The sequence below is a fragment of the Enterococcus sp. AZ063 genome (genome assembly GCF_051715045.1).
GTDB lineage: Bacteria > Bacillota > Bacilli > Lactobacillales > Enterococcaceae > Enterococcus_D > Enterococcus_D casseliflavus.
The window spans coordinates 3322553-3349552 of the sequence record NZ_JBIOTA010000001.1 but is presented as its reverse complement, the minus strand read 5'-3'; the positions used below and the strand labels follow the sequence as shown (position 1 = coordinate 3349552).

Annotated in this window: 30 protein-coding genes, 1 tRNA gene and 1 other annotated feature; of the genes, 17 read left to right on the top strand and 14 right to left on the bottom strand. The window is 42.4% G+C overall.

Features of this window, described 5'->3' with window-relative positions:
- Position 1: 1 nt before the first annotated feature.
- Positions 2 to 1459 (bottom strand): TrkH family potassium uptake protein, encoded by a 1458-nt coding sequence (locus IGK61_RS15700; protein WP_223597487.1) that lies wholly within the window; start codon positions 1457 to 1459, stop codon positions 2 to 4.
- Positions 1460 to 1770: 311 nt separating this feature from the next.
- Between IGK61_RS15700 and IGK61_RS15695 the strand changes: the two genes are divergently transcribed.
- Entirely contained in the window at positions 1771 to 2565 is a 795-nt protein-coding gene (locus IGK61_RS15695; RefSeq protein WP_325837316.1) for an HAD family hydrolase, read from the top strand.
- Positions 2566 to 2715: 150 nt separating this feature from the next.
- On the opposite strand, the gene IGK61_RS15690 is transcribed toward IGK61_RS15695, so the two are convergent.
- Together IGK61_RS15690 and msrA are read right to left on the bottom strand one after the other, a co-directional pair.
- The gene (locus IGK61_RS15690; RefSeq protein WP_074536151.1) at positions 2716 to 3780 is read right to left on the bottom strand and encodes an iron-containing alcohol dehydrogenase family protein; all 1065 of its coding nucleotides are present in this window, start codon (positions 3778 to 3780) and stop codon (positions 2716 to 2718) included.
- A gap of 162 nt (positions 3781 to 3942) precedes the next feature.
- Positions 3943 to 4461 carry a peptide-methionine (S)-S-oxide reductase MsrA gene (gene msrA / locus IGK61_RS15685; protein WP_074536149.1) on the bottom strand — a complete coding sequence of 173 codons (519 nt, stop codon included), beginning with the start codon at positions 4459 to 4461 and terminating at the stop codon, positions 3943 to 3945.
- Positions 4462 to 4553: 92 nt separating this feature from the next.
- Between msrA and IGK61_RS15680 the strand changes: the two genes are divergently transcribed.
- The 9 genes from IGK61_RS15680 (at position 4554) to upp (ending at position 12206) form a co-directional block, all read left to right on the top strand.
- Positions 4554 to 5075 carry an AAA family ATPase gene (locus IGK61_RS15680; RefSeq protein WP_074536147.1) on the top strand — a complete coding sequence of 174 codons (522 nt, stop codon included), beginning with the start codon at positions 4554 to 4556 and terminating at the stop codon, positions 5073 to 5075.
- A gap of 2 nt (positions 5076 to 5077) precedes the next feature.
- Positions 5078 to 5467, top strand: coding sequence for a GNAT family N-acetyltransferase (locus tag IGK61_RS15675; protein WP_254777455.1), 390 nt, complete (start codon positions 5078 to 5080; stop codon positions 5465 to 5467).
- Positions 5468 to 5567: 100 nt separating this feature from the next.
- A complete protein-coding gene (locus tag IGK61_RS15670; protein ID WP_074536145.1) occupies positions 5568 to 6149 on the top strand; it encodes a GNAT family N-acetyltransferase in 582 nt (193 codons plus the stop codon).
- A 136-nt stretch (positions 6150 to 6285) separates the two neighbouring features.
- Positions 6286 to 6870 (top strand): thymidine kinase, encoded by a 585-nt coding sequence (locus IGK61_RS15665; protein ID WP_005227882.1) that lies wholly within the window; start codon positions 6286 to 6288, stop codon positions 6868 to 6870.
- A gap of 3 nt (positions 6871 to 6873) precedes the next feature.
- Positions 6874 to 7947, top strand: coding sequence for a peptide chain release factor 1 (prfA, locus tag IGK61_RS15660; protein ID WP_005227884.1), 1074 nt, complete (start codon positions 6874 to 6876; stop codon positions 7945 to 7947).
- Positions 7940 to 8797 carry a peptide chain release factor N(5)-glutamine methyltransferase gene (gene prmC, locus IGK61_RS15655; protein WP_074536143.1) on the top strand — a complete coding sequence of 286 codons (858 nt, stop codon included), beginning with the start codon at positions 7940 to 7942 and terminating at the stop codon, positions 8795 to 8797. Before prfA ends, prmC begins: the two co-directional genes overlap by 8 nt.
- Positions 8798 to 8973: 176 nt before the next feature.
- Complete coding sequence (locus IGK61_RS15650) at positions 8974 to 10002, top strand: L-threonylcarbamoyladenylate synthase (RefSeq protein WP_005227888.1); 1029 nt, start codon at positions 8974 to 8976, stop codon at positions 10000 to 10002.
- An 81-nt stretch (positions 10003 to 10083) separates the two neighbouring features.
- Complete coding sequence (gene glyA, locus IGK61_RS15645; protein WP_005227890.1) at positions 10084 to 11328, top strand: serine hydroxymethyltransferase; 1245 nt, start codon at positions 10084 to 10086, stop codon at positions 11326 to 11328.
- Positions 11329 to 11576: 248 nt separating this feature from the next.
- Complete coding sequence (gene upp, locus IGK61_RS15640) at positions 11577 to 12206, top strand: uracil phosphoribosyltransferase (protein ID WP_005227894.1); 630 nt, start codon at positions 11577 to 11579, stop codon at positions 12204 to 12206.
- 174 nt (positions 12207 to 12380) lie between these two features.
- Here upp and IGK61_RS15635 read toward each other — a convergent pair whose 3' ends face one another.
- Positions 12381 to 12617, bottom strand: coding sequence for a hypothetical protein (locus tag IGK61_RS15635; protein WP_005227896.1), 237 nt, complete (start codon positions 12615 to 12617; stop codon positions 12381 to 12383).
- Positions 12618 to 12743: 126 nt separating this feature from the next.
- On the opposite strand from IGK61_RS15635, the gene IGK61_RS15630 reads away from it, so the two are divergent.
- A tRNA-Thr gene (locus IGK61_RS15630) sits at positions 12744 to 12816 on the top strand.
- A gap of 102 nt (positions 12817 to 12918) precedes the next feature.
- Here the strand turns inward: IGK61_RS15630 and IGK61_RS15625 are convergent.
- Genes IGK61_RS15625 through IGK61_RS15595 form a run of 7 tightly spaced genes read right to left on the bottom strand, consistent with a single transcriptional unit; the run spans position 12919 to position 19046 of the window.
- Positions 12919 to 13434, bottom strand: a complete 516-nt coding sequence (locus tag IGK61_RS15625) for a YjbQ family protein (protein ID WP_005227898.1) — start codon at positions 13432 to 13434, stop codon at positions 12919 to 12921.
- A gap of 4 nt (positions 13435 to 13438) precedes the next feature.
- Positions 13439 to 14131 (bottom strand): triose-phosphate isomerase, encoded by a 693-nt coding sequence (locus IGK61_RS15620; RefSeq protein ID WP_015510444.1) that lies wholly within the window; start codon positions 14129 to 14131, stop codon positions 13439 to 13441.
- Positions 14131 to 14979, bottom strand: a complete 849-nt coding sequence (locus IGK61_RS15615) for a class II fructose-bisphosphate aldolase (RefSeq protein ID WP_074536141.1) — start codon at positions 14977 to 14979, stop codon at positions 14131 to 14133. The genes IGK61_RS15620 and IGK61_RS15615 overlap by 1 nt, the downstream gene beginning before the upstream one ends.
- Positions 14980 to 14991: 12 nt before the next feature.
- Positions 14992 to 15276 (bottom strand): PTS sugar transporter subunit IIB, encoded by a 285-nt coding sequence (locus IGK61_RS15610; protein ID WP_015510443.1) that lies wholly within the window; start codon positions 15274 to 15276, stop codon positions 14992 to 14994.
- 15 nt (positions 15277 to 15291) lie between these two features.
- Positions 15292 to 16629 (bottom strand): PTS galactitol transporter subunit IIC, encoded by a 1338-nt coding sequence (locus tag IGK61_RS15605; protein WP_074536139.1) that lies wholly within the window; start codon positions 16627 to 16629, stop codon positions 15292 to 15294.
- Positions 16630 to 16644: 15 nt separating this feature from the next.
- On the bottom strand, positions 16645 to 17100 hold the full coding sequence (locus IGK61_RS15600) for a PTS sugar transporter subunit IIA (protein WP_005233600.1): 456 nt from the start codon (positions 17098 to 17100) through the stop codon (positions 16645 to 16647).
- Between the two features lie 2 nt (positions 17101 to 17102).
- A complete protein-coding gene (locus IGK61_RS15595) occupies positions 17103 to 19046 on the bottom strand; it encodes a BglG family transcription antiterminator (RefSeq protein ID WP_074536137.1) in 1944 nt (647 codons plus the stop codon).
- Between the two features lie 453 nt (positions 19047 to 19499).
- Between IGK61_RS15595 and IGK61_RS15590 the strand changes: the two genes are divergently transcribed.
- The 6 genes from IGK61_RS15590 to IGK61_RS15565 all read left to right on the top strand — a co-directional run bounded on the left by IGK61_RS15590 (position 19500) and on the right by IGK61_RS15565 (position 24402).
- Entirely contained in the window at positions 19500 to 20684 is a 1185-nt protein-coding gene (locus tag IGK61_RS15590; RefSeq protein WP_010749084.1) for an FtsW/RodA/SpoVE family cell cycle protein, read from the top strand.
- A 9-nt stretch (positions 20685 to 20693) separates the two neighbouring features.
- Positions 20694 to 21071 (top strand): arsenate reductase family protein, encoded by a 378-nt coding sequence (locus IGK61_RS15585; RefSeq protein ID WP_010749085.1) that lies wholly within the window; start codon positions 20694 to 20696, stop codon positions 21069 to 21071.
- The gene (locus IGK61_RS15580) at positions 21053 to 21391 is read left to right on the top strand and encodes a glycine cleavage system protein H (protein WP_010749086.1); all 339 of its coding nucleotides are present in this window, start codon (positions 21053 to 21055) and stop codon (positions 21389 to 21391) included. The genes IGK61_RS15585 and IGK61_RS15580 overlap by 19 nt, the downstream gene beginning before the upstream one ends.
- A 77-nt stretch (positions 21392 to 21468) precedes the next feature.
- Positions 21469 to 21718, top strand: a binding site (T-box leader).
- Between the two features lie 71 nt (positions 21719 to 21789).
- Entirely contained in the window at positions 21790 to 22824 is a 1035-nt protein-coding gene (locus IGK61_RS15575; protein ID WP_005227918.1) for a methionine ABC transporter ATP-binding protein, read from the top strand.
- Positions 22817 to 23503: a methionine ABC transporter permease gene (locus IGK61_RS15570; protein WP_005227919.1), complete on the top strand. Its 687-nt coding sequence runs from the start codon at positions 22817 to 22819 to the stop codon at positions 23501 to 23503. Before IGK61_RS15575 ends, IGK61_RS15570 begins: the two co-directional genes overlap by 8 nt.
- Positions 23504 to 23547: 44 nt before the next feature.
- Entirely contained in the window at positions 23548 to 24402 is an 855-nt protein-coding gene (locus IGK61_RS15565) for a MetQ/NlpA family ABC transporter substrate-binding protein (protein WP_010749087.1), read from the top strand.
- A gap of 38 nt (positions 24403 to 24440) precedes the next feature.
- Here the strand turns inward: IGK61_RS15565 and IGK61_RS15560 are convergent, their stop codons facing one another.
- The 3 genes from IGK61_RS15560 to IGK61_RS15550 form a co-directional block, all read right to left on the bottom strand.
- A complete protein-coding gene (locus tag IGK61_RS15560) occupies positions 24441 to 25487 on the bottom strand; it encodes a helix-turn-helix domain-containing protein (RefSeq protein WP_074536135.1) in 1047 nt (348 codons plus the stop codon).
- Positions 25488 to 25735: 248 nt separating this feature from the next.
- A complete protein-coding gene (locus tag IGK61_RS15555) occupies positions 25736 to 26053 on the bottom strand; it encodes a DUF960 domain-containing protein (RefSeq protein WP_005227922.1) in 318 nt (105 codons plus the stop codon).
- A 316-nt stretch (positions 26054 to 26369) separates the two neighbouring features.
- Positions 26370 to 26984, bottom strand: coding sequence for a 50S ribosomal protein L25/general stress protein Ctc (locus IGK61_RS15550; RefSeq protein WP_015510436.1), 615 nt, complete (start codon positions 26982 to 26984; stop codon positions 26370 to 26372).
- Between the last annotated feature and the right edge of the window lie 16 nt (positions 26985 to 27000).

The window sequence follows — 27000 nt, the reverse complement described above, 5'->3', positions numbered from 1 at the left end:
TTTAACCGATAATGATTTTTTCCGTTGGGTACTCGTAGCCTAAGTCACGTGTTTCTTTTGGTACGAATAACATCAAGGTGTACAGCATACCGACACGGCCGATAAACATCAAAAGAGCAATCACGAGTTTGCCGATGGTTGATAAATCGCCCGTGATTCCTAAAGAAAGCCCTGTGGTTCCAAATGCCGAGGAAACTTCAACAATGATGGCGATCAAAGGGATATCCTCGATGGCGGTCAAGAATAAGACACAAAAGAAGCACATACCCATCGAAAGCATGAAGACTACCACTGATTTGCGGACGTCATCTTGATCGATGCGGCGACCGAAGATATTGATATTGTCCTCACTTTTCAAGAAGGCATAGAGGTACAGCCCAATGATGGCAATGGTCGTCGTCCGAATCCCCCCGCCAACAGAGCTGGGACTACAACCAATAAACATCAGCAAGGAGAAAACGATCAACGTCGTGGTTTGAAAGTTGCCTAAGTCATGGATCTGCAGGCCAGCATTCCGCGTTGTCATGGAATAAAACATGCTGTTCATCCACATACCGCTAAAGCTGTAATCTTTGAACAAATAATCTTTCTCAAGGAAAAAGATCGCTAATGTACCGCCGACAAAGAGGATCACGAAAGCCAAAACAGCAATTTTTGTGAATAATGAAAAGCGAAACGGCAAGCGGCGGCGTTGTTTTTTCATTTTAAAAAGGACCCATTCCCGAAAGTCCATAATTACTGGAAATCCGATCCCCCCGATAAAAATCAAAATCATGATACACGTCAGGAAGAAATAATCATGGGAAAACGGCAAGATGGAATTGCCCGTCACATCAAACCCTGAGTTGGTCACAGCAGAGATCGCTTGATAAAATCCATAAAAGATCGCATCTCGCCAATTGTCATAATAGCCGTAAAGATGAAAATAAACAGCAAAGATCGTGCCTGCTACCACCTGACAAAGCAAGATGATTGTAAACGTCGTTCGAATCATCCGAACGATCCCACTAAGCTTTGGCTGATTCATATCCGTCATGATCAACTGGCGCTGCTTTAAACTGATTTTGCGCCGTGAGACGATCGCAAAAAAGGTCGAGATCATCATGATCCCTAAACCGCCGACTTGAAAGAGGACTTCCAATAAGATGACCCCGTGGTCGTTAAACACGTCATTGATCGGAAAAGTAGTCAGCCCAGTGACACTGACCGTGCTGACCGCCATAAAGAACAGATCGATAAACGCGACATGAGAGCCGGGTTCTCGAAAGAAGGGGAGTGAAAAAAGCCCCAAAGAGACCACCGTCATCACGATATAATAAAAAACAATCACTTGGATTGAAGACACGTTCTGGGAAATAAACGTCTTGCTCCTGCGCTGCGTCAAGCGGGCAAAGCGGGTAAAGTTCATTACAAAAAACCCCTCACTAAATAAACTATCCCCAGTATACCAAAGAACCAAGTAGATTTGAAAGAAAGCAGGATAGAATTCATGGGAGCAGAAATTGTGCAAGGAAAAGCTTTTGGAAAGTATCGTTGGGTTAGAGGACACGATCAGGCTGTGGTTCTTGCGGCAGCTTGATTGCTTAAGAAACTTAAAAACTCGAAGCAAATCAGTAAGGATTTCACGATTTCAGAAGAAAATGCTGGCAATTTATGAGAAGATAAAAGAAGAAAAAGATAGCAGCGACGATCCGCATGGAACAATAGCGAGAAAGCGGACAAAAAAGCGCATCAAATTTTTTGACAATCGAGACGGAAATGGGGAGTATCATGAAAGACGTAAAAATTATTTTTTTCGATGTTGATGGCACACTGATCGATATGAGCAAAAAGCAAATCTCTGAAAGAATGTTAGCCACATTAAAAGCCTTGAAGAAGCAAGGAATCCTGTTGTGCATTGCGACTGGCAGAAGTCCCATCGCGTTGCCGCAATTTGAAGGCGTAACCTTCGATGCGTTTTTGACCTTTAACGGATCGTATTGTTTTAATCAAGCCGAGGGGATCCACCAAAACCCCATTCCTAAAAAAGATGTTCAGCAAATCATTGAAAATGCGACGGCACTCAAGCGTCCAGTAGCGATCGCTACGAAGGACCGAACGGTTGCCAATGGCAAAGATGCTGATTTAGTTGAGTATTTTTCCTTTGCCCACCAAGAAGTGATCGTGGCAGAAGATTTTGATGAGGTGATCCAACAGCAAGACATTTTTCAAGTGATGCTAGGCTCAGGGAAAGAAGACTACGCCAAAGTGATGGCAAATACCACGGAGGCGAAAATCACCGCCTGGTGGGATCGCGCAGTCGATATTATTCCAGCCAGCAGTGGGAAAGGAAGCGGCATTGCCAAAATGCTGGCTTACTATGGCTTGGATAAATCTGAAGCCATTGCCTTTGGCGATGGCAACAATGACATTGAGATGCTGGAGGCAGTCGGCTGGGGTCTCGCAATGGCCAATGCTTCGGATGAGTTAAAAGCAATCGCCGATGAAGTGATCGGTCACGTAGCCGAGGAAGGCATTTATCATTACTGCTTAGAAAACGGGCTGCTGGGTGAAGTCGTGCAGTGATGGGCAATGCGCCAGTTGCTGTCGCCCGCTAAGAATATGCGCAGCCAGGATCGCTACTGCGTGTCTGTTTGATCAAATAAAAAAACTGTTTCCGAAATGTATTAGGGAAACAGTTTTTTTGATATAAAGTTGTTTAGCAATGTGTACGGTTTACAGCGCCTCCACCGCTTCGATCGCCTGATAGACTTTTTCGGGTGTGATCGCAGGATCGATCAAAATAAAGGTTTCTTCTTCTTTGACAGCATAGGCCAGAACCGAGGCGAAGTAATCCCGATCAAGGCGTGTCACGTGGAGATCCTTCAGCTTCATTGGCAAGTGCAAAGCTTCGTAAAATGGCCGTAATTCTTCAATCACATCAAAATCATTGGTATAGGCAAGCTGGACCCAAATGCAGTAGGCGACTTTGTTGCCGTGCAAGACGGTATGGGTCTCACTCAAATAAGACAAGCCGTCGTGCAGCGCATGCGCACCAGATGTGCGGCCAAATTCGACTGCAAAACCGCCAACTTCGCCTGCCAAAGCAATGATCGCATCGGTGATGCGGGCAAAGGCGGGGGTCAGCTGCCCGACTTCTAAGTCTTTGACGGCTTGGATCGCATCGGCAATCAGCAAGTTTTTGATCAAAAGAGCACTTTGGAAACCTAGCCGTACTAAGGCAGTCTTGTCGTCTTCTGCCATGTTGCGGACGATGGCTTCCATTTCATAATATTTGGCTAACGTATCAGCGATCCCAGCGATAAAGTAATCAACGGGTGTGGCTAGTAAAAAACGGGTGTCGACGATCGTCATGTAGGCACCTTTTTTGGCATAGTCGATTTTACAAATCGTATGATCAGGGTAATAGGCGACGATCACAGGGGTAAAGGGTGCACAGTTAGAAACCAATGTAGGGATCACGATCAATTCTGCGCCAAGGATTTGGGCGGTGATTTTTGCTGTATCAGCGACCTTGCCGCCGCCGATTGCCACTACGGCATCCGCTTGCTGGATCGCCTCAGCTAAGGCTTGTGCATTTTCATAACTCGATGATCCATCGTAGCGGTAGATCGGGTAGTCAAATGAATGGGGGTAATAGGCTGAAAACACATCGAATGACTGCTCCCCAGTGATCACGGCAACTTCTTGGAACTCACTTAAATACTCTGGCAAATCAGCTAAGACCCCATCGCCAGTAATATACCGATTAGGACCTGGACGGACTTCATTGGCTAACATCAAACAAACACTCCTTTATAATCGTCAGAATTTTCTAATCAGTGTATCGCGAAAATGCCCTGACTGTCAATTTCCTTTTGGCAAAAGAAACAGAAAACAGCCGATCTGCCTTGAGAGCAAATCGGCTGTTAATGATGAATCGGGAGGCATGCTCCAAAAATGTTAGGACCAGTTTTGGCGAATAAAGCCAGCTCGACCGGAGCCTTCGCTATAAGCATTGTAATGGGCTGCATTTTTTTTGTAAAAATCTTGATGATAGTCTTCTGCAGGATAAAAAGGTTCTGCTGGTTCGATCTTCGTTACGATCGGACGGTCAAAGCGGCCGCTAGCTTGCAACTGCGCCTTTGATTTTTCCGCAATCGCTTTTTGTTCTTCACTATTGTAAAAAATCACTGGACGATAGGAATCACCACGGTCGGCAAACTGACCAAACGCATCCGTGGGGTCTGTCTGCTGCCAATAGATGGCAACCAATTCTTCATAAGAGATGACCTCAGGATCAAAGGTGATCTCAACTGCTTCGGTGTGACCGGTGGTTCCTGTCGTTACTTGTTGGTAGGTTGGGTTAGGCACATGGCCGCCAGTAAAGCCAGAAACCACTTTGAGGATGCCTGGCTGCGAGTCAAAAGGTTTCACCATGCACCAAAAACAACCGCCAGCAAAAATTGCCGTATCTTTCATAGGTATTCCTCCTTTGCTTCTATGGTATGCTTCTAGTAGAGAAAAACAAGAGATATGCTTAGAAAACAGGGCAATGAAGAAAGGAAGTTTGCATGGAAAGTATTTTGATTTTACTTCGAGGTAATTCTGGCAGCGGCAAAACCACTATTGCCAGAGCTGTTCAACACATTTTCGGTGAGAAAGCAGTGTTGATTTCACAAGATGTTTTTCGCAGAGAAATTTTTTGTGTCAAAGATAGCCCCAATAATTTAGCAATCGGTTTGATGAAAGAAGCCGTCTTGTATGCGAAGGGGAAAGTGCCATTGGTACTTGTTGAAGGAATTTATTCTCGTGAAAAATACCAAGACTTTCTCGACTTTCTGATTCAACTCTTTCCCGAAAGTAATCTCGTTTATTATTTTGATCTTTCTTTTGAGGAAACGGTCAAAAGACATCAGACCCGAATGCAGCGAGACCATTTTTCCGAGGAGAACATGCGTGAATGGTGGCTTGAGCGTGACTTGCTTTTCCCGCAGGAGTCTTTAAAGGAAAGGCTGATTAAAGAAGGGCAAACGATAGCAGAAACGGTCAATCATATCATGGCTGACTATGAAGAAATAAGAAGGCGGGATTGACTGTGGCGCTAGTCATTGAACAAGGAAACGAGCAAGAATTGGCTGCTTTAGAATCAGCGTTAACAGCGTATACAAAGCACCAAAAACCATTTACGCAAACAGAAACCTATCAGAGCTTCAGTTGTGTAATCAAAAAAGAGGGGATGGTGATTGCTGGTGGCATTGCCTATGCCTCGATGTATCACATCGGTTATCTTGACACCCTGTGGGTCAAAGCATCCGAGCGGGGGAAAGGGTATGGTAAGCAGATTCTTACTGCTCTTGAACAGCAGTTGAAAGCATTAGCTGTGAAAATTGTCAGACGGCAACCTTTGATTTTCAAGCGCCAGATTTTTATCAGCGATTGGGCTATGATGAAATTGGGAGAATCGCCCATACGCAAAATCAGCTAACAGAAATTTTTCTAGTAAAGAAATTACATGATTGACTCCAAATTGATTCTCAAATAAACCTTTGAACAAGGAAAAAAACAATGAAAGAGAGGCACAACCAATGTTAGATAAATCAATTCCATATGCAGAAATCTGGATGAAACGAGCGCACAAAAGCACACCGATCCAGCCTGTTCAATCCGATAACTATTCATTACGCAGCTACCAAGCAGGAGACGAAAGGCACTGGGCACGGATTGAAACATCCGTCGGAGAGTTTGACAATGAGGCAGAGGCATTGGCGTATTTTGAAAAGGAATTTATGCCCGAGCAAGCACAGCTAGGCCAACGAATGTTTTTTGCCCTTGATCAATCAGGTACACCGGTCGGTACGGCTACCGCTTGGAAAAAAGCCAAGCAAGACGGCACACCGGTTCCACTAGTCCATTGGGTAGCAGTAATGCCGCAAGCTCAACGTCAAGGGATCGCTCGCGGCTTGGTCACGCAAGTCGTTTCTGTCTTGGAGGCAGCCAACGAACCGATGTATCTTCATACGCAAACCTGGAGCCACGCAGCAATCACGCTGTATCAGCAGCTTGGTTTTGTGATCATTGCAACGGATATCAATGGGAATGAAAATCCAGAATATTCGCTGGCTTGTCAAGTATTGGCAGAAGTTGCTCAAAAAGCCAGAAACGAGTAAGAGATGGCGGCGGCAAAAAATCCGTTAATTTTTCGTAAAACTCTTGCGTAAAAGGCGGCAGGTGTCGAATTTAAGTCTGTAAAAATTCTCCTTTTTCAAGTATAATACCAAAGGAGTATGAGGAAGGATGGGCGAGATGGCACAGCTTTTTTTTAAATATGGCGCAATGAATAGTGGGAAAACGATCGAGATATTGAAAGTTGCTCACAACTATGAAGAACAAGACAAACCAGTCGTGATCATGACAAGTGGATTGGACACCAGAAGCGGTGTGGGAAATGTTTCGAGCCGCATCGGCTTAGAACGAGACGCGATCCCGATTTTTGATGAAACGGATCTGTTCCATTTGATCAAAGACCTCGGTTATAAACCTTATTGTATTTTGATCGACGAAGCACAGTTCCTAAAGAAGCATCACGTGCTGGCTTTCACCAAAATCGTGGATGAGCTAGGAATCCCTGTGATGGCCTTTGGTTTGAAAAATGATTTCCGCAATGAATTATTTGAAGGCTCAAAATACTTGCTGCTTTACGCAGATAAAATCGAAGAGATGAAAACCATCTGCTGGTTCTGTCATAAAAAAGCAACCATGAACTTGCACTATATCGACGGAAAACCCGTTTACGAGGGCGACCAAGTACAAATCGGCGGTAACGAAGCGTATTATCCTGTTTGCCGCAAACATTACTTTCACCCGGGAATGAAAAAAGAAGGAGAATAATCAATGTACGATCAGTTACAAGCAATCGAAGACCGCTACGAAGAATTAGGCGAATTACTAAGTGATCCAGCCGTGATCTCTGACACCAAACGCTTCATGCAGCTTTCAAAAGAGGAAGCCAATACACGGGAAACGGTGGAAGTCTACCGTCGTTACAAAGAAGTTGTTGAGGGAATCAAGGATACCGAAGAAATGCTTGGGGAAAACCTTGATGCGGAAATGGCAGAGATGGCCAAAGAAGAACTCTCTGACTTGAAAAAAGAAAAAGATGTTTTAGAAGAACGCATCAAAATCTTGTTATTGCCAAAAGATCCGAATGATGACAAAAACATCATCATGGAGATCCGTGGTGCAGCAGGCGGCGATGAAGCAGCCTTATTTGCTGGCGATCTTTTCAATATGTATCAAAAATATGCGGAAAACCAAGGCTGGAAAGTCGAAGTCATGGATGCCAACGTCACTGGGATCGGTGGGTACAAAGAAGTCATCATGATGATCACTGGCGACAACGTCTTTTCAAAATTGAAATATGAGAGCGGCGCCCACCGAGTGCAGCGGGTACCGTCTACCGAATCACAAGGCCGAATCCATACGTCTACGGCAACGGTCGTGGTTATGCCCGAAGCTGAAGAAGTCGAAATCGATATCGCAGACAAAGATATTCGGACCGATATTTACCATGCCTCTGGTGCTGGTGGTCAGCACGTCAACAAAACAGCTTCTGCTGTTCGTCTGACGCACTTGCCAACAGGGATCGCTGTTGCGATGCAAGATGAGCGTTCACAGCTGAAAAACCGTGAGAAAGCGATGAAAGTCTTGCGGGCACGGGTCTATGACCAAATGCAGCAAGAAGCACAAAGTGAATACGATGCAAACCGTAAATCAGCAGTGGGTACCGGCGATCGTTCTGAACGGATTCGCACCTATAACTTCCCGCAAAACCGCGTAACAGATCACCGTATCGGGTTGACTATTCAAAAATTGGATCAAATTTTAGCTGGAAAACTCGATGAAATTGTTGATGCACTGATCGTTTACGATCAAACATCAAAATTAGATGAGATGCAAAATGGCTAAAACCTATCGAGAAGTCCTTTCACGGGCTTCTTCTTTTTTAGAAACGAAAGGGCTGGACGGGTATGCGATCCAATACCTGTTTTTACAGCGAAAAAACTGGCAGCAACTCGATTGGCTGCTGCAGATGGACCAACCCATCTTAAGGGAAGATGAGGCACAGATCGCAGCAGATCTTGAACAGCTGTTGCAGCATGAACCACCGCAATATTTATTAGGGTATGAAGAATTTTATGGGCATCGCTTAAAAGTGACCCCTGCAACCTTGATCCCGCGTCCAGAAACCGAAGAGCTGGTGGAAAAGTGTTTGGCAAAATTACCAGCAGATCAGCCGCTGCGAGTCGTAGACATCGGCACAGGTACTGGAGCAATCGCCATTGCCTTGAAATTAGCACGTCCCCAGTGGGCCGTAAGTGCCTTGGATCTTTCAGCAGAGGCATTAGCCGTTGCTAAAGAAAATGCGGCAACCTTAGACGCAGAGATCCGCTTTTTCCAAGGAGATACCTTAGAACCCGTGGCAGATCAGCAATGGGATCTGATCGTTTCCAACCCGCCGTATATCAGCGCTGAAGAGTGGCCGCTGATGGATATCAGCGTAAGAGAAAAAGAGCCTAAAATGGCGCTTTTTGCTCAAGAACAAGGATTGGCGATCTATAAGCAATTGGCACAGCAAGCACCGAATTGTTTGGCGCCTAACGGGCAAATGGCGCTAGAAATCGGCTTTCAGCAAGGGTTAGCTGTTCAACAGCTTTTTGCAGCCGCTTTTCCCAACAAAGAAGTCACCGTAGTAAAAGATCTGGCGGGTCAAGACCGGATGGTGTTCGTCAGTCATCCACAAGATGTGGATAAATAAATTTTTTTTGCTACAGAAAAATTGCAAAAACCTTATGAAATGAACGACTTCTAAATAAACCGAGTTATAAACAGGGTTATCCACACTTGACAAACGACTTATCCACAAAATGTGGAAAAGAAACGAGAAAATGTTGATAAGTGTGGAAACTTCTCAAAAAAGGATGTGGATAAATTGTGGAAACAAAAATTTTTGATCAAACACAGTTGAACGAAGCCGCAGCTATTTTAGCTGAGGGCGGATTGGTGGCGTTCCCGACGGAAACCGTCTATGGACTAGGGGCTAGCGCGCTTTTGCCCACGGCTGTTGCGCAAGTATATCAAGTCAAAGGGCGACCTAGTGACAACCCTTTGATCGTTCATATTGCCGAGCCAGAGCAGTTGGAACCGTTTGTGGATAACAAGCATCCTTTTGCTGATAAATTGATGGAAACTTTCTGGCCTGGGCCCTTAACCTTGATCTTTTCGATCAAAAAAGACAGTTTACCTAGCATTGTTACTGGCGGCTTATCCACAGCGGCTTTTCGGATGCCAAACAATACCAAGACGTTAGCGTTGATCAAACAAGCCCAGCAGCCATTGGTTGGTCCTAGCGCGAATACATCTGGTAAACCAAGCCCAACATCAGCTGCACATGTTCAGCATGATCTGGCAGGCAAAATCGCTGGCATCTTGGATGATGGGGTGACGCAGATCGGTGTCGAATCAACGGTCTTAGATTTGAGTGACCCAACGGCGCCGCCGATCATCTTACGTCCTGGTGCGATCTCTAAAGAACAGCTTGAAGCAGTTTTACAAACAAAAGTCCTCGTCGATCAGCACTTAGTAACAGAAAGTGAAGCGCCCAAAGCGCCGGGCATGAAATACAAGCACTATGCACCGAATACCAACGTTCTGATGGTCAATGACCAAGATTGGCCGGCAGCCATGGCTTGGGCAAAAGAACAGCAGTTTAAGGTAGGGGTTTTAGCTGGACCAACGATCGCCGAGCAAGTCCGCTTTGAAGCTGCAGCCATCTATTTATTTTTTGATGACAGTGTGGAAGCCGCGACAAAAGGGCTGTTTGCTGGTTTACGGGCGTTAGATGAATCGATTGCTGAGTTAGATGTCTTATTTGCACCCACGTTTCCAGAAAGCGGCTTAGGGGCTGCTTATATGAATCGATTGAAAAAAGCTGCAAATCAAAGTTTCTTTCAAGAAAATTAGCAAAAAACCAGAATTCATTATAGGTAGCTTATGAAGAAATGTGATACAATGCTACCATTAAGGTAAAGGGGTGTTGTAAGCATGGATTATCAAACGTTTGATCCCGAATTGTGGCAAGCGATCGAAAAAGAAACGAATCGTCAACAAAACAATTTGGAATTGATTGCGTCTGAAAATATCGTTTCAGAAGGTGTAATGGCTGCGCAAGGTAGTATTTTGACAAATAAATACGCTGAGGGTTATCCAGGTCGTCGTTACTATGGCGGTTGTGAATTTGTTGATGTGGTAGAAAACTTAGCAATTGAACGGGCGAAAAGTATTTTCGGTGCGGCATATGCCAATGTTCAACCGCATTCTGGTTCTCAAGCCAACACAGCAGCTTATTTAGCGTTGATCGAAACAGGCGATACAGTATTAGGGATGGATCTTTCCGCAGGCGGTCATTTGACTCATGGCTCACCAGTGAATTTCAGCGGCAAGACCTATAATTTTGTTAGTTATGGTGTTGATCCTGCAACAGAAGTCATCGACTACAATGTCGTTCGTATTTTGGCGCGTAAGCATCAACCGAAACTGATCGTTGCCGGTGCCAGTGCTTACTCACGTACGATCGATTTTGCGAAGTTCCGTGAAATCGCTGATGAAGTCGGCGCAAAATTGATGGTGGATATGGCGCATATCGCTGGTTTAGTGGCGGCTGGTCTTCATCCAAACCCAGTTCCTTATGCGGACATCACGACTTCTACGACCCATAAAACATTACGCGGCCCTCGAGGCGGCTTGATTTTAACAAATGATGAAGACTTAGCGAAAAAAATCAATAGTGCCGTTTTCCCTGGTATCCAAGGCGGCCCATTAGAGCACGTGATCGCAGCGAAAGCTGTTGCTTTTAAAGAAGCACAAGATGAGTCGTTCAAAGAGTACTCTGAGCAAGTCATCCGCAATGCACAAGCAATGGCGAAAGTCTTCAACCAAGCACCACAAGCCCGCTTGGTCTCTGGTGCAACAGACAATCACCTATTATTGATCGATGTGCGCGGCTTTGATTTGAACGGCAAAGAAGCAGAAGCTTTGCTGGATCAAGTCAATATCACCGTCAATAAAAACTCGATTCCTTTCGAATCATTAAGTCCTTTCAAAACGAGTGGAATTCGCGTGGGGACACCAGCGATCACTAGTCGCGGCTTTAAAGAAGAAGATTGTGTCGAAGTGGCGAAATTGATCGTCAAAGTTTTAGAAAAACCAAATGATGAAGCCGTTTTGGCAGAAGTCACGGCGCAAGTCAAAGAATTGACGGACAACTATCCACTTTATAAAAATAAATAAAAGGGGACTGTGACAGAAGTTAAGGTCAGACAAGACGTCTCACGCGTTTTTCCTGCGCTACAGCTCTTTGATCACCGAAAGTGAAAAAGGGGCTAGAATGAACGCAGAGGCGTGTTTCATGCCGTCTTGTCTCCTTCCTTCTAACACAATCCTTTTTTTGAGGAAAAGCAGTATTGCCTGTGGCAGATGGTTGTAACAAGAGCCGATTTGCTTTAAAATAAGAGAAAAACCAAAGGAGATTTTTTTAAATGGGTAAATTTCAAGTAATCGATCACCCGCTGATCCAACACAAATTAACAATGATCCGCGACAAGAACTGTGGAACAAAGGTTTTCCGTGAAGTTGTTAATGAAATCGCAATGTTGATGGCGTATGAAGTGTCTCGCGACATGCCGCTTGAAGATCTAGTGATTGAAACACCAATTGAAGAATCAACACAAAAAACACTATCTGGTAAAAAGGTAGCGATCATTCCGATCCTGCGTGCAGGTCTAGGCATGGTTGATGGTATCCTTGAATTGATCCCAGCCGCAAAAGTTGGTCATATCGGGATGTACCGTGATGAAGAAACGCTAGAACCACACGAATACTTCGTAAAATTACCTGAAGATATCGATGAACGTCAATTATTTATCGTTGACCCAATGTTAGCTACGGGCGGTTCAGCGATCATGGCGATCGACGCACTGAAAAAACGCGGCGCTTCAAACATGAAATTCGTCTGCTTAGTTGCTGCACCAGAAGGCGTGAAAGCATTGCAAGATGCCCATCCAGATGTTGACATCTATACTGCAAATCTTGATGAACGCCTAAATGAACACGGCTATATCGTTCCTGGTTTGGGCGATGCCGGTGACCGTCTATTCGGTACAAAATAAATCAATACAAATAAGACAAAGGCAACTGAAGTTTTGCCTCGTCAATGATGCCATGGAAGAAGATCGACAGCCAAAACGGTTTGATCGGTTATCCATGGCTTTTTTTAGCTTTTCATAAAATCAGACAATGAAAAAAGGAGAAAATCAACTGATTTTCTCCTTGCATTAAACGGGTTATAGTTTGGTTAATTGTTTGTAATTGATGATCAATACACCATTACTTTGCGAAACTAATTTCTGGTTTTCTGGGGTTTCGTTCAGCTCGACCACCGCAGAGTTTTTCAACTGCTTTGTGATGGTACCAGTTTGTTTCTTCCCATGGAACGTGAACATGACAGGAGTAGCGACCTCAAACGTTGAACCTTCTTGTGACGGGACAATTGTTGTTTCGAATTTACCAAATGTTGCCATGTAAAAACCTCCTTGATACTTCTATTATATCACAATTTTCGGAAAATTTCAGTAAGTAGATTTTTTTCAGCAGACCTCTTTACAAAACAACCGTTTTTGCATATAATTTTCTTTGTGCCATACAACGCCAGCTTAGCTCAGTTGGTAGAGCAACGCACTCGTAACGCGTAGGTCACAGGTTCGAATCCTGCAGCTGGCATAAGAAATGAAAAACCATGAATCTTCTTTTAGAGGATTCATGGTTTTTCTTTTGCATGCGATAAGTAATCTCAATTTTTTCTGGTTTACCCGGTAACTGTTTTTATTCGCCCATTAGCATTACATGGCATGTCCTATTTCGCACACGATTTTGATCGAAATCAACAAAATAGATATAGCCTACGGAACCGATCTCTAGCTTGCCGTTACTTAAAATAAAGCTTTCGCTTGCACCGAAAAAACTCGAGCGAATATGTGCATCGCCGTTTAAAATCGTTGCTGGATCTGTTGGGTAGTTTGGATCGTCCAGACTCATCAAAAATTCTAAATGCTTTGGTCCAGGATAACGGTAATCGGTATTTTCTGATAACTCACGAGGAATAATCTTATCGAGAATTCGGTTTAAATCAACTTGAAGAAATTCATCTCCGTTAAAGTCTGTATCATGCATGTATTCTTCAAAGATAACCGAACAGGTCGTATGAGGAGACTGTACGAGACAGATTCCATTTGAAATTCCACTTTTTTCAACCATCGTTTTCACTTCTTCTGTGATGTTGTGGTAAGACACTCGATTCCCGTTAGAAGTTAACGTCAGTTGCTCTTTTAAAAATTTCACAGTGTTAATCCTCCTTTTTATACTTCACCGCTTGTTTGATCATTTCTGTAAGGGTTTGAACTGGATCTTCTGCTTGCACAATGCCGCTTGTCCCACCAGTGCCATCAGCCCCTGACGACAAAGCTTTTTCAACATCGACAGCACTAGATATACCAGCTGCCTGCAGAATTAGGATTTCTGGATCAATTTCACGAACAACACGATTTGTTTCCGTCATGTATTGAAGATCACTGGTTTGTCCTGTTCCAATTAGTTCTGTTGGCTCGCAAACCATCACATCGGGTTTTAGGGAAGCTGCGGCTCTTGCTTCAGTCAATGAATTCGCACAAACAATTGTTAAAATTCCCAATTCATTTGAGCGTTGCATCGCTTTAGTCAGTTCTTGCAATGTCATGGGGTGTTCAGCATGGTTTAAAAAGGTAGCTTCAGCACCGGCTTCTGCCACTGCTTCGGGTAAAACATAACCCATTCCTCGACCGATTTCGATTCCGTCTAAATGTTGAACAGTGATGAATAAATGTGTTGTTGCTTGTTTAATTAGAGAAACGTCTGCTTGCTGCACAGTAAATAGAATGTCGATGTCATATAAAGACGACAACTCATCAGCAGCTTTTGCCAATGCCAATGCTTGTTTTCCATAAAGATAGGCTTTGGGATTGACGACAAAGAATGGCGTTCTTAAAGTTCTTTTTTTCATTAGCTTTCTCCTTCACGATAAGATTTGGCATGAAAGACTTTAAAATAGTGCTCGAGTGTCTTGGACATTCCATTGCTTGCTGAGTGAAGTAGATCGAAATAGTCATTTGGTTGATTTTTGTGAATTTCATTCATAGCAGCAGTGACGAAGTCCGTAAAAATATTTATTTTACGGATACCTTCTAAGGCACATTTTTCAAGGTTTTCATCGCCAGAAGAGGATCCGCCATGCAGAACAAGAGGAACATTGACGGCATGGTGTATTTCATTTAAAACGTCAAAATTTATTTTGGGTATCCCTTGATAATGTCCGTGAGAGGTGCCAATAGAAACTGCCAACGAATCAACACCGGTTAATTTGGCAAATGCAACAGCCTCAGAAGGTTCTGTGTAAATAGATTGACTATTTAGGGCTGATTCCAGACTGTTTTCCGACCCAACGTGCCCGATTTCCGCTTCAACAACGACACCATTTTTATGAGCGTAATCGGCGATCTCCTTTGACCGACGGACATTTTCTTCGAATGACTCCTCAGAAGCGTCGATCATTACGGAAGTAAAACCTAAATGAATGGCTCTTTTGATGACCTCTTCATCGGTACCGTGATCTAGGTGCAGAGCGATAGGTGTAGTGCTTTTTTTTGCTAAAAATTTTCCAATCATGGCAGCCTCTTCTAAAGTCAACATGTTCATATGGGATTGAGCGAAGGCCAATATCAAAGGTTTGTTCAAACTTTCAGCAGTTTCCGCGTATGTTCTTGCACTAGTTAAGTCGAAAAAATTTGCTGCGGGTAATGCATAGTTGTGTTTTTCTGCATGTGCGAATAGTTCTTTTGTTGTGACCAACATAGGGCATTCTCCTTACTCTTTGATTTTCTTTTCGATTTCCGCGTACATCTCTTCTGTACCAATCCCTGTTAAGAGCGGTAGCCCCATAATTACACGATCTTTGATTGAGTCTGGAACAACCGTTGTACTCACCACGATGTCATAGTTATCAATTTTATTCATCTCATCTGCCACTTTGGATTGATACAGTTTCACTTGATCAGTTAATCCTTTTTCTTTCAGCCATTCTTTTACTTTATTTGTTACAATTGTTGAAGTTGCAACACCTGTACCACACATAATCAGTAATTTTTTCATTATCATTTCCTCCTATTATTTCGATGTTTGTTTCTTGGGACGAATTTTATTTACATAAATCAATCCAAACAAAACAGAGATGCCAATTATGGCTAAACCGCCCCAGCTTAATATTTTGGTTAAGCCGACATAAAGGAATGTGGTCCATAAACCACCTTCAGCCATAGCAGTGATCATAGAGTTTCCTTGTAGATCAAAGTTTGCGGATCGAGCAGCAGTAGTGACAAGCGGTGCTGCCCACGAAGTAATATATAGAATGCTTACCATATAAATCGTTCCAGCAATTACTGTTCGAATGATGTTTCCTCCAAAAACAGCAGCCATCAAGCAAATCAGAAAGGGAATAGTTGCTAAATCACCAAAAGGCAAGGTCGTATTGCCAGGTAGAACTACGGCTAACAAAATAGTGATCGGAACTAAAAGCAATGAGGAAGAAAGGACAGCTGGATGACCAACCGATAATGCTGCATCCATACCGATGTAAAGCTCTCTTCCAGGAAACCGTTTTTTGACGAATTCATTTGCAGATTCAGAAATAGGCGTTAGACCTTCCATCAGTAAAGCCACCATTTTGGGCATCAAAACCATCACAGCGCCTGTTTGGACGGCTAATTGGCCGACCCCTGCTGTGTCATATCCGGCAAGTATTCCCATGATAAGACCAATCAAAAAGCCCATAACAGTAGAGTCGCCAAAGACACCAAATTTTTTCTGAATGGTTTCTGGATCTGCTTTCCAATCTTTTAGTCCTGGAATACGATCAAAGAGCCAATTCATCGGTAGTGCAAAGATGAATCCTGGTGCGGCGGTACCATGAGGAAAAGTAATATTAGGAAATCCGTAGAACTTATTAATGATCGGACCTAAAATATCTCCCATTAAAAGAATCATCATCAAATAGATGACGGTCGCCGCGATTCCCATTGCAAAATCTCCAGTGAGGGCATAAATCAGAGAAGAGATGAAGGCTGCGTGCCAAATATTCCAAATATCTACATTCAATACTTTAGTCAGCCCTAAAATGATGAGTAGAACATTTAGGACCACACCAATCGGAATCGCAAGACTTCCTAAAATCGTCCCGTAAGAAATTGCCGCTGCGGCAGGCCATCCGACATCAATCGTTGTCAAATTTAATCCTAAACGTTCAACCATATGCTGTGCTGCGGGACCCAAACTGCTGCTTAGAAGGTCAATCACCAAATTCAATCCAACAAACCCAACACCAACAGTTAAGGCTGAAGTAAAGGCTTTGCTAGGTTTTGTCCCCAAAATTATTCCAAAAATAAAAATTAAAATCGGCAAAACAACGATTGAACCTAGATCAACGAACCACTGTAATGCATTTAACATAATTGTTCCTCCTTTTTATTGCAGTCCATTTTTTTCAATAATCGAAAGATACGCTTCTTTAGTCGTTACTGAGGATAGGGCTTCCAAAACCCCGGGTGTTTGAAACATAGAGATAAGATTTTGCAGCATACCCAATTGCTCATGTGGTTCCTTCAGTGCAAGCATGAACAACAGGGATACATCGATTTTCTTTTCTTGTGAACCCATTTCAATAAATGAAAGGGGAGAGGCAAGTGACATAAAAGCGACTTGGGATCGTAAAACAAATTTGCTGTCCGTGTGTGGGATCGCTACCCCAATGCCGTTAATTTTTAAACCTGTAGGAAAGGTTTCTTCTCGCTGTACGATATTTTGATAGAACTGATCATTTACACAATGAGTTTTGATGAGTTCGTCTGCTAATAGTCGAAAAGCTTCCTCTTTTGTTTTAGAATCTTTTTCAAGTAACACGATTTGGTGATCAAAAAACATGATCAATTTCCTCCTCTTAACAATCTTTGATACAGTTCTTCTTGCGTTTGACTATTAACGATCCATTGAATTTCTTCGGCTGAGTTAAACAATCCGTAAATCGAAGCGATCAACTCTTTTGCCTCGATCATGTTTTCTTCAGCAATCGCAAGCAAAACAATTAGTTGGATTTTTGTGTCTCCCCAAGTAATTGGCGCATCGAGGGTGAGAAAAGCAAGTTTTGTTTCTTTCACTGTATGTGGATCAGCATGTGGAATGGCTACTCCCGTCTTTAAGCCAGTGCTTCCTAGTTCCTCTCGTTCAAATAGAGAATGCTTAAATTTTGTTGTAACAAGCTTTTTTTTCAGATAATCATCTGCTAAAAAATCCAGTACATCTTTTTTTGTTCGAAACTTTTTTTTGACAAAAAGGAAAGTAGGATCTAAATATTTTTGTAATAAAGTCGTTTTCTGGTATTTTTTTGAGTAAAAATTTTTCTCATTCTCATTAAGATTAGATATCTTTGCTGAGATTCTTCCTATTTCTTCGGTAGTAGGAAGCGGCGAAATATAAATAACTGGCGGTGCTGTAATGTCCAATGGAATAGTTGATATGATCAGATCAACAGTCTCAAGAGATGTACTGGCCAGTTTACTTAAAGGAATGATCTCCAATACGGTATCAGCAGCGATCGTCTGTTTGATACGGTTAAAAATCAACTCCGATGTAGCAAAACCTGATTGGCAAACAATTAGTATATGGTTAGTAATTTTTATCTTTTCAAAGGCTAACTGAAAATGGATCGTCAGAAAAGAAACTTCGTCTTCTGTTAATAAGATTTGAAAACGCTCCTCTAAATCTCCAATTGCATATTTGGTCAATGTATACATTGTTGAGTATTGTTTTTTGATACTTTTTATCAGTGGGTTTTTCAATAAAATTCCTGTCTTTGATCGATGGATCATGGGAACGATATGAGCCAATAATGTTTGCAGTAATAATTTATCTTGTGTCAGATCTGCGTTTAACATATGTGACATTTTTTGAATAATTTGTTTCGTACAATTTGTGATAGTAGATTCGTGAGGCTCATCCATTTGTCCAAAAGGTTCGATACCGTGTGCTAATAACAGGGAACATACATATTGAATATCTGTATCACTAAATTGAACAGGTAGTTGGTGTTGGATCATTTCAGAAAAATCAACCGCGATCATATAGAATTTCATTCGTCTAAGTTCGTCAAATACTAGATGCTCTTGTTTTTCAATGTGTTTATCTATAAGAAGTCTTGAAAGAAAAATTCGCAATGAAAGCTTCAAGGATTCAATAGAATAATTATTGACTGGATGGCCGATTGTTTGAGTCATATCTGAGACAAATTTCTTCGTTAAATCGAGTACCTTAGAGTCAAAGAGATTGTTGACCAAAAGATTTTCACTGGCTTTGGCGTCGGTATACTGCTCTAAAAAAGATTTGAATACGTTTTGAGTAGCAGATTCAACTGAGGTTAGTTTGAGTCCGCTAGTAGTCATTTTTGTAGATACGTGATGGAATCGACAGAAAGCAACGATTTCATCAACATCTTTCTTTATTGACTGGTTGCTAATATAAAAATATTCAGAGAATTCCTGATAGTGCATTGGCTTTACTGAAAACAGATAGTTAGCGAAAATAAAGATTTTACGATAATTAGGTGAAAATAGTTCGAGTTTAGTCTCTTTTTTTGCTAACAATCGATATCCATTCTGTTTCGCTGATTCAGAACCAGATAAAAAGATTCCTTTTCTTGGTACTTTTTTGATAGCTAGTCCCGAATCTTTTAGTTTCTTTTCTAAAGTCGTTAAATTGTTATAAACTGTTTTTTGGGATACATTTAACTGCTTTTGAAAAAAAGAGGCAGGGCGAAACTCCTTTTGTTCTAATAGCAATTGCAACAGTAGCTGTTCTCGATTACTTAAAATCATTGGTTCACCTCCGGAAGCGCTTCCTTAATTGTATTCTAGTGAAATTATATGGTGGCGTAAATAACATTTCATTACCACATTAATGTGGTAAATACGATTGTCGTATATCAATTTATATTTTGTAAAAAGTAGTCATTTGTTGCTATTTATTTGAAACGGAAACTAGGCGGGGATCTATCATGGAGTTAAAGTTGCTCTATTCTGTTACATAGAGCAAAGATTTATCAAAAATAAAGAAGAATACATAGAATAAGGTATTTGATTAATAAGAAGAATGGACGAATTCAGCGATTATTTCGTTGTAATTCTAAACAATTTTGGATTGTTTTTAACCCTCTTTTCCCGAAAATCATTAAAGTTTCTAAATTTTTTGTGAATGCTCATGGACAATCCTTTCTTTTCTCCTCAATTATCACTATAATGGATAAAGATTCTACAGAAGAGAGTGTGGACATGGAAAATTCACGAATAAAAACGAACGATAATCGAATTGACTACGGTGTGATTCTACCCGTATTTTTATTATGTCTGATTGGTTTGGCGTCCCTGTATGTGGCGCTGACACACGATCCGAATAATCCGAATATGCTGCGAATGTTAGGGTTTCAAGCTTTATGGTATGTGTTAGGCGTTGTTGCCGTGATCATTATCATGCAGATCAAATCAAAATGGCTCTGGAAATTGACGCCCTATATTTATGGGGCTGGGCTAGCCGTTATGTTGGCGCTGCTGAAATTTTACAACCGGACGATGGCTGCCTCGACAGGGTCGAAAAACTGGTTTAGTTTTGGTCCCTTTACCTTGCAACCTTCAGAATTGATGAAGATCGCCTATATCATGATGTTGGCGTTAGTCGTCACGCAGCACAATGTCAAGCATCGGGAACGGGATCTGAAAACAGATGGGTTACTGATTGCAAAAATGTTAGCCGTCACGATCCCAGTCCTGATCCTGATCACCTTACAAAATGACTTTGGTACGATGTTGGTCTTTCTAGCGATTTTCGGTGGGGTCTTCTTGATGTCAGGAATCTCATGGCGAATCATCGTGCCAGTGATTGCGGCATTTGTGATTCTCGGCGGTGGAACGATTTTCTTAGTGACTACCGATGTTGGTCGCGAGTTTCTGTACAATACAGGAATCTTTAAAGAATACCAATTCGCCCGTATCGATTCGTGGCTAGATCCTTTTCATGATACCCAAGGGCAATCCTTCCAATTGGCGTATGCTCTGATGGCGATCGCCTCTGGTGGGATGTTCGGGAAAGGATTTAATGTCAGCGATGTGTATGTACCAGTCCGAGAATCCGATATGATTTTTTCGGTGATCGGTGAGAATTTTGGGTTTATTGGCAGCGCGTTTGTCATTTTATTGTATTTTATTTTGATTTACCGAATGATCCGCGTATGTTTCGATACCAACAATGAATTTTATGCCTACTTGGCAACTGGGATCATTATGATGATTCTCTTCCATGTGTTTGAAAACATTGGCGCAAACATCGGTCTCTTACCGTTGACGGGGATTCCACTGCCGTTTATCAGCCAAGGAGGATCTGCCCTATTAAGCAATATGATTGGGATCGGTTTGATTTTATCGATGCGCTATCAAGCTGAGACCGCACCAAAAACACTTTAAGGAGTTCACATGATTACATTTTATTGGTACCCAAAATGCAGTACATGCCGAAATGCGAAGCGTTGGTTAGAAGAGCACGAGATTCCCTTTGAAGCGATCGATATGGTAGCTACACCGCCTCAACCGGAACAATTGCTGGCTTGGATCCAATCAAGCGAAGCACCGTTAACCCGTTTCTTTAACACAAGCGGCATGAAATACCGTGAATTGCAATTAAAAGAAAAAGTGCCGACCATGACTGCCCAAGACGCAGCCGATGTGCTGGCAACCGATGGTATGTTGATCAAGCGCCCACTGCTGGTTAGCGGCGACCGCTTTTTGATTAATGGATTTAAAGAAAATGAATATGAAGGAGTCTTACTAGAATCATGGAAAAGAAATGCTTAAGAAAAAAAGATAATTTGTGGGTTTTGTTTAACGGGAAAGAATATTGTGTCGGTTTAACAAAAGAAGCGCAAGAAGAACTTGGTGCGGTCACGTTTGCTTCGATTCAAAAAGCAGGAACTGCTTTAAAACAAGGAGAGACCCTTGTTGAGCTAGAAGCGGAAAAAGCAGTCAGTGAATTTCCAAGTCCATTGACGGGCGTGATTTCTTCCGTAAATGAAAAAATTGATCAATCGATTGATACCTTAAATGATGAAGACGAAATGAACGCTTGGCTGGTCAGCTTCAAAGAGGTTGACCCAAGTCAATTTGAAGCCTTGTAAGTCAAAGCTGTAAAAACGACTATTTTTTCAAAAAGAATTGACAGTCGGATAAGACGTTGCTATAATTTGCTCAATAAATGAATGCTTTGAAAAGAAGAGTACATGTTCTTAACGTACACAGAGAGCCCTGTTTGGTGCAAATGGGCAACGGAGAGAGGATGGAAGATGGTCTTTGAGCATGATAGGTGAGTGGAAACAAGCCTATCACGGGAGGCACCCGTTACAGTGCAGCAGTATGCGAAGCAATTCAAGTACTGAGCGAGGCTGTTGATGCGAATTGACAGTAAATCAAGGTGGTAACGCGGAAGTTGTGCTTTCGTCCTTTGTAACAGTATAATGTACAGAGGATGAAAGCTTTTTTTGTGTTTAACCAACCAAAGAGGAAAGATGGGAATAACATGGCATTAATCGAATTGTCGCATGTAAAAAAGTCATTCGGCAAAAAGCAAACGGCTGTCCACGCCGTCAATGATGTTTCACTGCAAGTGGAAAAAGGCGATATCTACGGAATCGTCGGTTACTCTGGTGCTGGGAAAAGTACATTAGTACGTTTGTTGAACGGCTTAGAATTGCCGACAGCAGGAGATGTAGTCATTAACGGTCAAAACATTTTGGCATTGAAAAACAAAGAATTGAGAAACTTCCGCAAAAAAATCGGCATGATTTTTCAGCACTTTAATCTCTTATGGTCTCGAACGGTGGCGGAAAACATTGAATTGCCATTGGAGTTGGCTGGCGTTGAAAAAGCAAAACGCCGTCAACGAGCGCAAGAGCTGATTAAATTAGTTGGGTTGGAAGGACGGGAGAATGCCTATCCGGCACAATTGTCTGGCGGACAAAAGCAAAGAGTCGGGATTGCTCGTGCATTAGCGAATGAACCAGAAATTTTGCTGTGTGATGAAGCAACGAGTGCGTTAGATCCACAAACAACAGAAGAAGTGTTGGATCTCTTGCTTTCCATCAATAAAAAATTGCATTTGACAATCGTCCTGATTACCCATGAAATGAACGTCATTCGCAAAATCTGTAATAAGGTCGCGGTGATGGAGCATGGGCAGATCGTGGAAGAAGGGTCAGTACAATCGGTTTTCCGTAACCCACAGCAGGAAGTGACCAAACGTTTTGTTCAGCAAGATTTGGAGCCAGAAGAAGATGCTGAAGAATTACGGCAAGCCTTCCTACGAGAAAATCCGCAAGGGCATTTAGTGACCTTGACTTTTACACAAGACAACGCCAATGAACCAGTGATTTCACAAGCAATCCGTCGCTTCCAGATCGATGTCAATGTCGTTTACGGAAAGATCCAACAAACCAATGAGGGATCCTTTGGCGGCTTGACGGTTTTATTGACAGGTGAAGCAAGTGAGATCGAAAAAGCGATCGCCTTTTTCAAAGAGCAGCAAGTAGGCGTGGAGGTGATTGAACGTGGATAAGTCATTTGTAGAAACCTATTTTAATTTTGAAAAGGTCGACTGGGCCAATATGCAGCAAGCAACCCTAGACACCTTGTTTATGACTTTCTTCTCCATGGTTTTAGTGGTTGTGATCGGTTTACTTCTAGGATTGGCGCTTTATTCACTAGGGCGTAAACAAACAGCGGGAGCCAACATTTTCTATAACGTGGTTTCCATCATCAGTAACGCCTTTCGTTCAACGCCATTCATGATTTTGATGGTCTTGATCATTCCGTTTACAACATTATTAGTCGGTTCATTCCTAGGGGCAAAAGCAGCGATCCCAGCATTAGTTTTATCGGCGGCACCGTTTTATGCTCGGATGGTGGAAATTGCTTTTCGTGAAGTCAATCCTGGTGTGATTGAAGCAGCGGAAGCGATGGGTGCTAGTTACTGGGAGATCATCTACAAGATCGTGATTCCCGAAAGTGTTCCAGCATTGATTTCAGGACTGACGGTCACAACGATCTCAATGATTGGTTATACTGCCATGGCAGGCGCGATCGGTGCCGGCGGGCTAGGCGCTTTGGCTTGGCAAGAAGGATTTCAACGTGGAAATTACACTGTTACGCTTGTTGCAACAGTGATTATTTTAATTATCGTTTTCATTATCCAAGGAATCGGCGATTTCCTTGCGAAAGCCACCGATAAACGGTAAATGAAACGAAGAACAAAAAGTGGAAAATATGGGAGGAAATGGATATGAAAAAGATTTTTGGTATTGCAACAACCTTATTGTTAACTGCCGCTTTAGCTGCTTGTGGCACAGGCTCAAATTCAGGAAGCTCTGACTCATCTGCGGCTGAGGGAGAATCAACAAAATTAGTGATCGGTGCATCAGTTACGCCTCATGCGGAAATTTTAGAACAAGCCAAACCTTTACTAGCAGAAGAAGGCATTGATCTTGAAATCAAAACCTTCGATGATTATGTGTTGCCAAACAAAGCATTGGAAAATGGCGATATCGATGCCAATTACTTCCAACACATTCCTTACTTGAACAAACAAATCGCAGACAATGGCTATGATTTTGTCAATGCTGGTGCGATCCATATCGAGCCAATGGGGCTTTACTCAAAACGAATCTCTGATATTTCAGAATTAGAAGATGGTGCAACGGTTCTTACTTCCACTTCTGAATCTGACTGGGGTCGTATCCTAACGATTTTACAAGATGCTGACTTGATCACTTTAAAAGACGGCGTTGATACAGAAACGGCAACCTTTGATGATATTGCTGAAAATCCGAAAAACTTAGAATTTAAACATGACGTCGATCCATCTCTTTTGGCGACTGCTTATCAAAACGACGAAGCAGACCTAATCGCCATCAATGCGAACTTCGCATTCGGGATCGATTTGAACCCAGCGGATGATTCTGTTTTATTAGAAGCGGATAATTCGCCTTATGTCAACGTGATCGCTGTCCGCAGTGGTGACGAAGATAGCGACAAAATCAAGAAATTGATCGAAGTGCTGCATTCAGACGAAATCAAAGACTTTGTGGAAGAACAATGGCAAGGTTCAGTGAAAATCGTTGATGCTGACGCTAAATAATTCACTGCCAACTAAATGAACCTCAAAAGAGCGTGTCGCTACTGAAGCGGACGCTCTTTTTTTTTCGGAAAGGCAATGATCGGTTGGAAAAAAGAGAGCTCTTGCCAAATGCATTCATAGAGTAAGGGTAACTCGGGATGCTTTTTTAAGAGTTTTTCGTAATGGGGAAGCTGAGTCAAAAAAGCCTGGACCAAGCGTTGGGAACGTTCAGATAGGCAAGGATTTAGTGGCGGATAGACAAATAAATTGCCTTCCAGTAAGGCGCCCAAAAGATGGGCTTGGAAAATTTTCGACAAAAGCACTTCTAATGGCTGCTGGAGCGGATGCTCCGACAAAATCGGCGTGATGATTCGTCGCAAAAGGAAGGCTTCTTCTGTTGGCACATAAAAAGGTTCCAGTGTTAGCAGCTGTTGCCACAAAAATAAATAGCTGCGTTCACCAACTAAATAAAAACGCGGCACAAAACATGTTGGATAAACTTGCTGAGTAAACGTGGCGGGGGTGTTGGGATAAAAAGCGTTTGCCCGCAACTGATGAATCTGCTTCAGTTCTTGAAACGCTTGATTAGAAGAAAGCGTCGGGCTTGCTAAGAGGGTGAGTCGAAAAATCACATAGCGCAGTTGCCGTTCATTGCCAGTAATCAAAGGAAAACTGCGACGGTCGATCCTTAGATGATAAGGTGCCAAAAAAAAGGAAAAGGACAAAAAGCGCCGATGCAAACTGGAGGGGCTCAGGTAATACCGCTTGTGGAGGTCTGCAAAGGAAATGGTCGGCATTTTTAACAGTAACAAGAGCAACTGATAGTTTGTACTTTTATTAAACAATGCAGCAAGCATTTCTGTATGGGGGAAGTTTTTGCTGGCTAGGGGCTGCTGCAAATCATGAAAGGCACGAATGTGTCCTTGCTGCACATCATAATGGAAGGAAGGGTCCTCGTTTAAACAACTGGACAGTAGCCGACGGATCGTTTTGACGGAAAGATTTTGGTCGGCAGCAGCTTTATTCAAAGGAAGGGGATTTTCGCTCAAGAGCATCGTGGACAGACGCAGCATTTGCATAATATCTTTTTCAAGGATATTTTTCAAAACCAGGCACCTCTTTCAGCTGAATTTTGCAACTGTCCTTATTATAAGGGAACTTCACACGTTATTTTAACACACAAAAAATAGTCAATAAAACGTAATAAAAAACGGGGGATTCATTGGTTGCTTCCTCGAACCCTGTATAATATAGAATTAAATGAGAGGAAGGAATCAAAAAAAACCACCTTTTAAAATAAAAAGGGTGGTTTTTTATGTAAGTAACGTTATAAAAAGAGAAACACGAAGCGCTGTTAACGAGTCTCGCTAGGCAATAAAATCGTTTGCCGCTGCCCATCGTCATACACATAGACTTTTTGGGGATAGAGGTCGGAATAACGGTAAGGCAGATCAACGCCGAGTTCGATTTGACTTTGTGCTTGAGAAAAAAGCAGTGTGACACGACCGTGATTGTTTTGGACTTCAAAGGTGAGCAGATTTGTCAACGGAATAAACCCTTTTAAATCGAGATCGATGATTAACCAAATACTATCGATCAGTTCGCCAGGCAGTGTTTGAACAATCCCGCCAGAAGCGTAGCGGCTGCGGTGATCATCAAATGTTTCAAACATAAAAACCCCTCCTTCAAGTAGGCTTGCCAATAACATCAAATTTGTCTATTTATCATAATGAAGAACCGTCAAAAATGCAACTACTTCTGCTTTTCTTTTTGGTCAGCGACGCATTTTAACTATTTTCTTAAAAATTTGTTGGGCTGGCTGGACCAAGCTTTCCCATGGCGTCTTTCAGTGGAAAATAGTCAGTTGCAGCTCACCAGCTCTTCGTAAGAATGAAAAAGACTCTTAAAGGAAAAGCCCTTCAAGAGTCTTGCATTTCTTAGAAGTGTCTGTTGATTGAAGACGCGATCTTAAGAACGATGTTCTATGATTATTCTTCGTCTTCACCGATAACTGCTGGTTCAGCAGCTTCGCCAGCTTCTTCATCTTCAGTGATTTCTTGTGGTTCAGTAACCGCAACGATTTGTTCTTCTGGATCGGTCACGATCGTGTACTCGTCGTTCTTAGGCAGATCAGCCACTGTTAATGAATCGCCGATCTCTAATGACGTTACATCGATCTCAACACGTTCAGGCAATTTGTCTGGTGTTGCTGATACAACGACTGTATACAAGTTTTGTGCTAGAACACCACCAGCTTTGACACCAGCAGATTCGCCAATTAAGGTTACTTCTGCTTCTACTTCTGTTTCTTCATTCATATCGACAGATAGGAATTCAACGTGGGTTAAATTGCGTGTGAAGGTATCTGATTGATACTCTTTGATCAGTGTATTGACTTTTTTGCCTTCTAAACTGATCGTGATTACGGTATTCAATCCATTTTCACGCAAGATTTTTTCTAATTCTGCTGCATTGACAGCAATCGGTGTGCTTTCTACTTTGTACCCATTGACAATTGCAGGTACTTTTCCTTCGTGGCGCAACTTGTTCCGTAAAGAACGTGGGCGAACTTCTCTTTTCGTAACTTCTAATGATACTGACATAACTCAATTCCTCCTA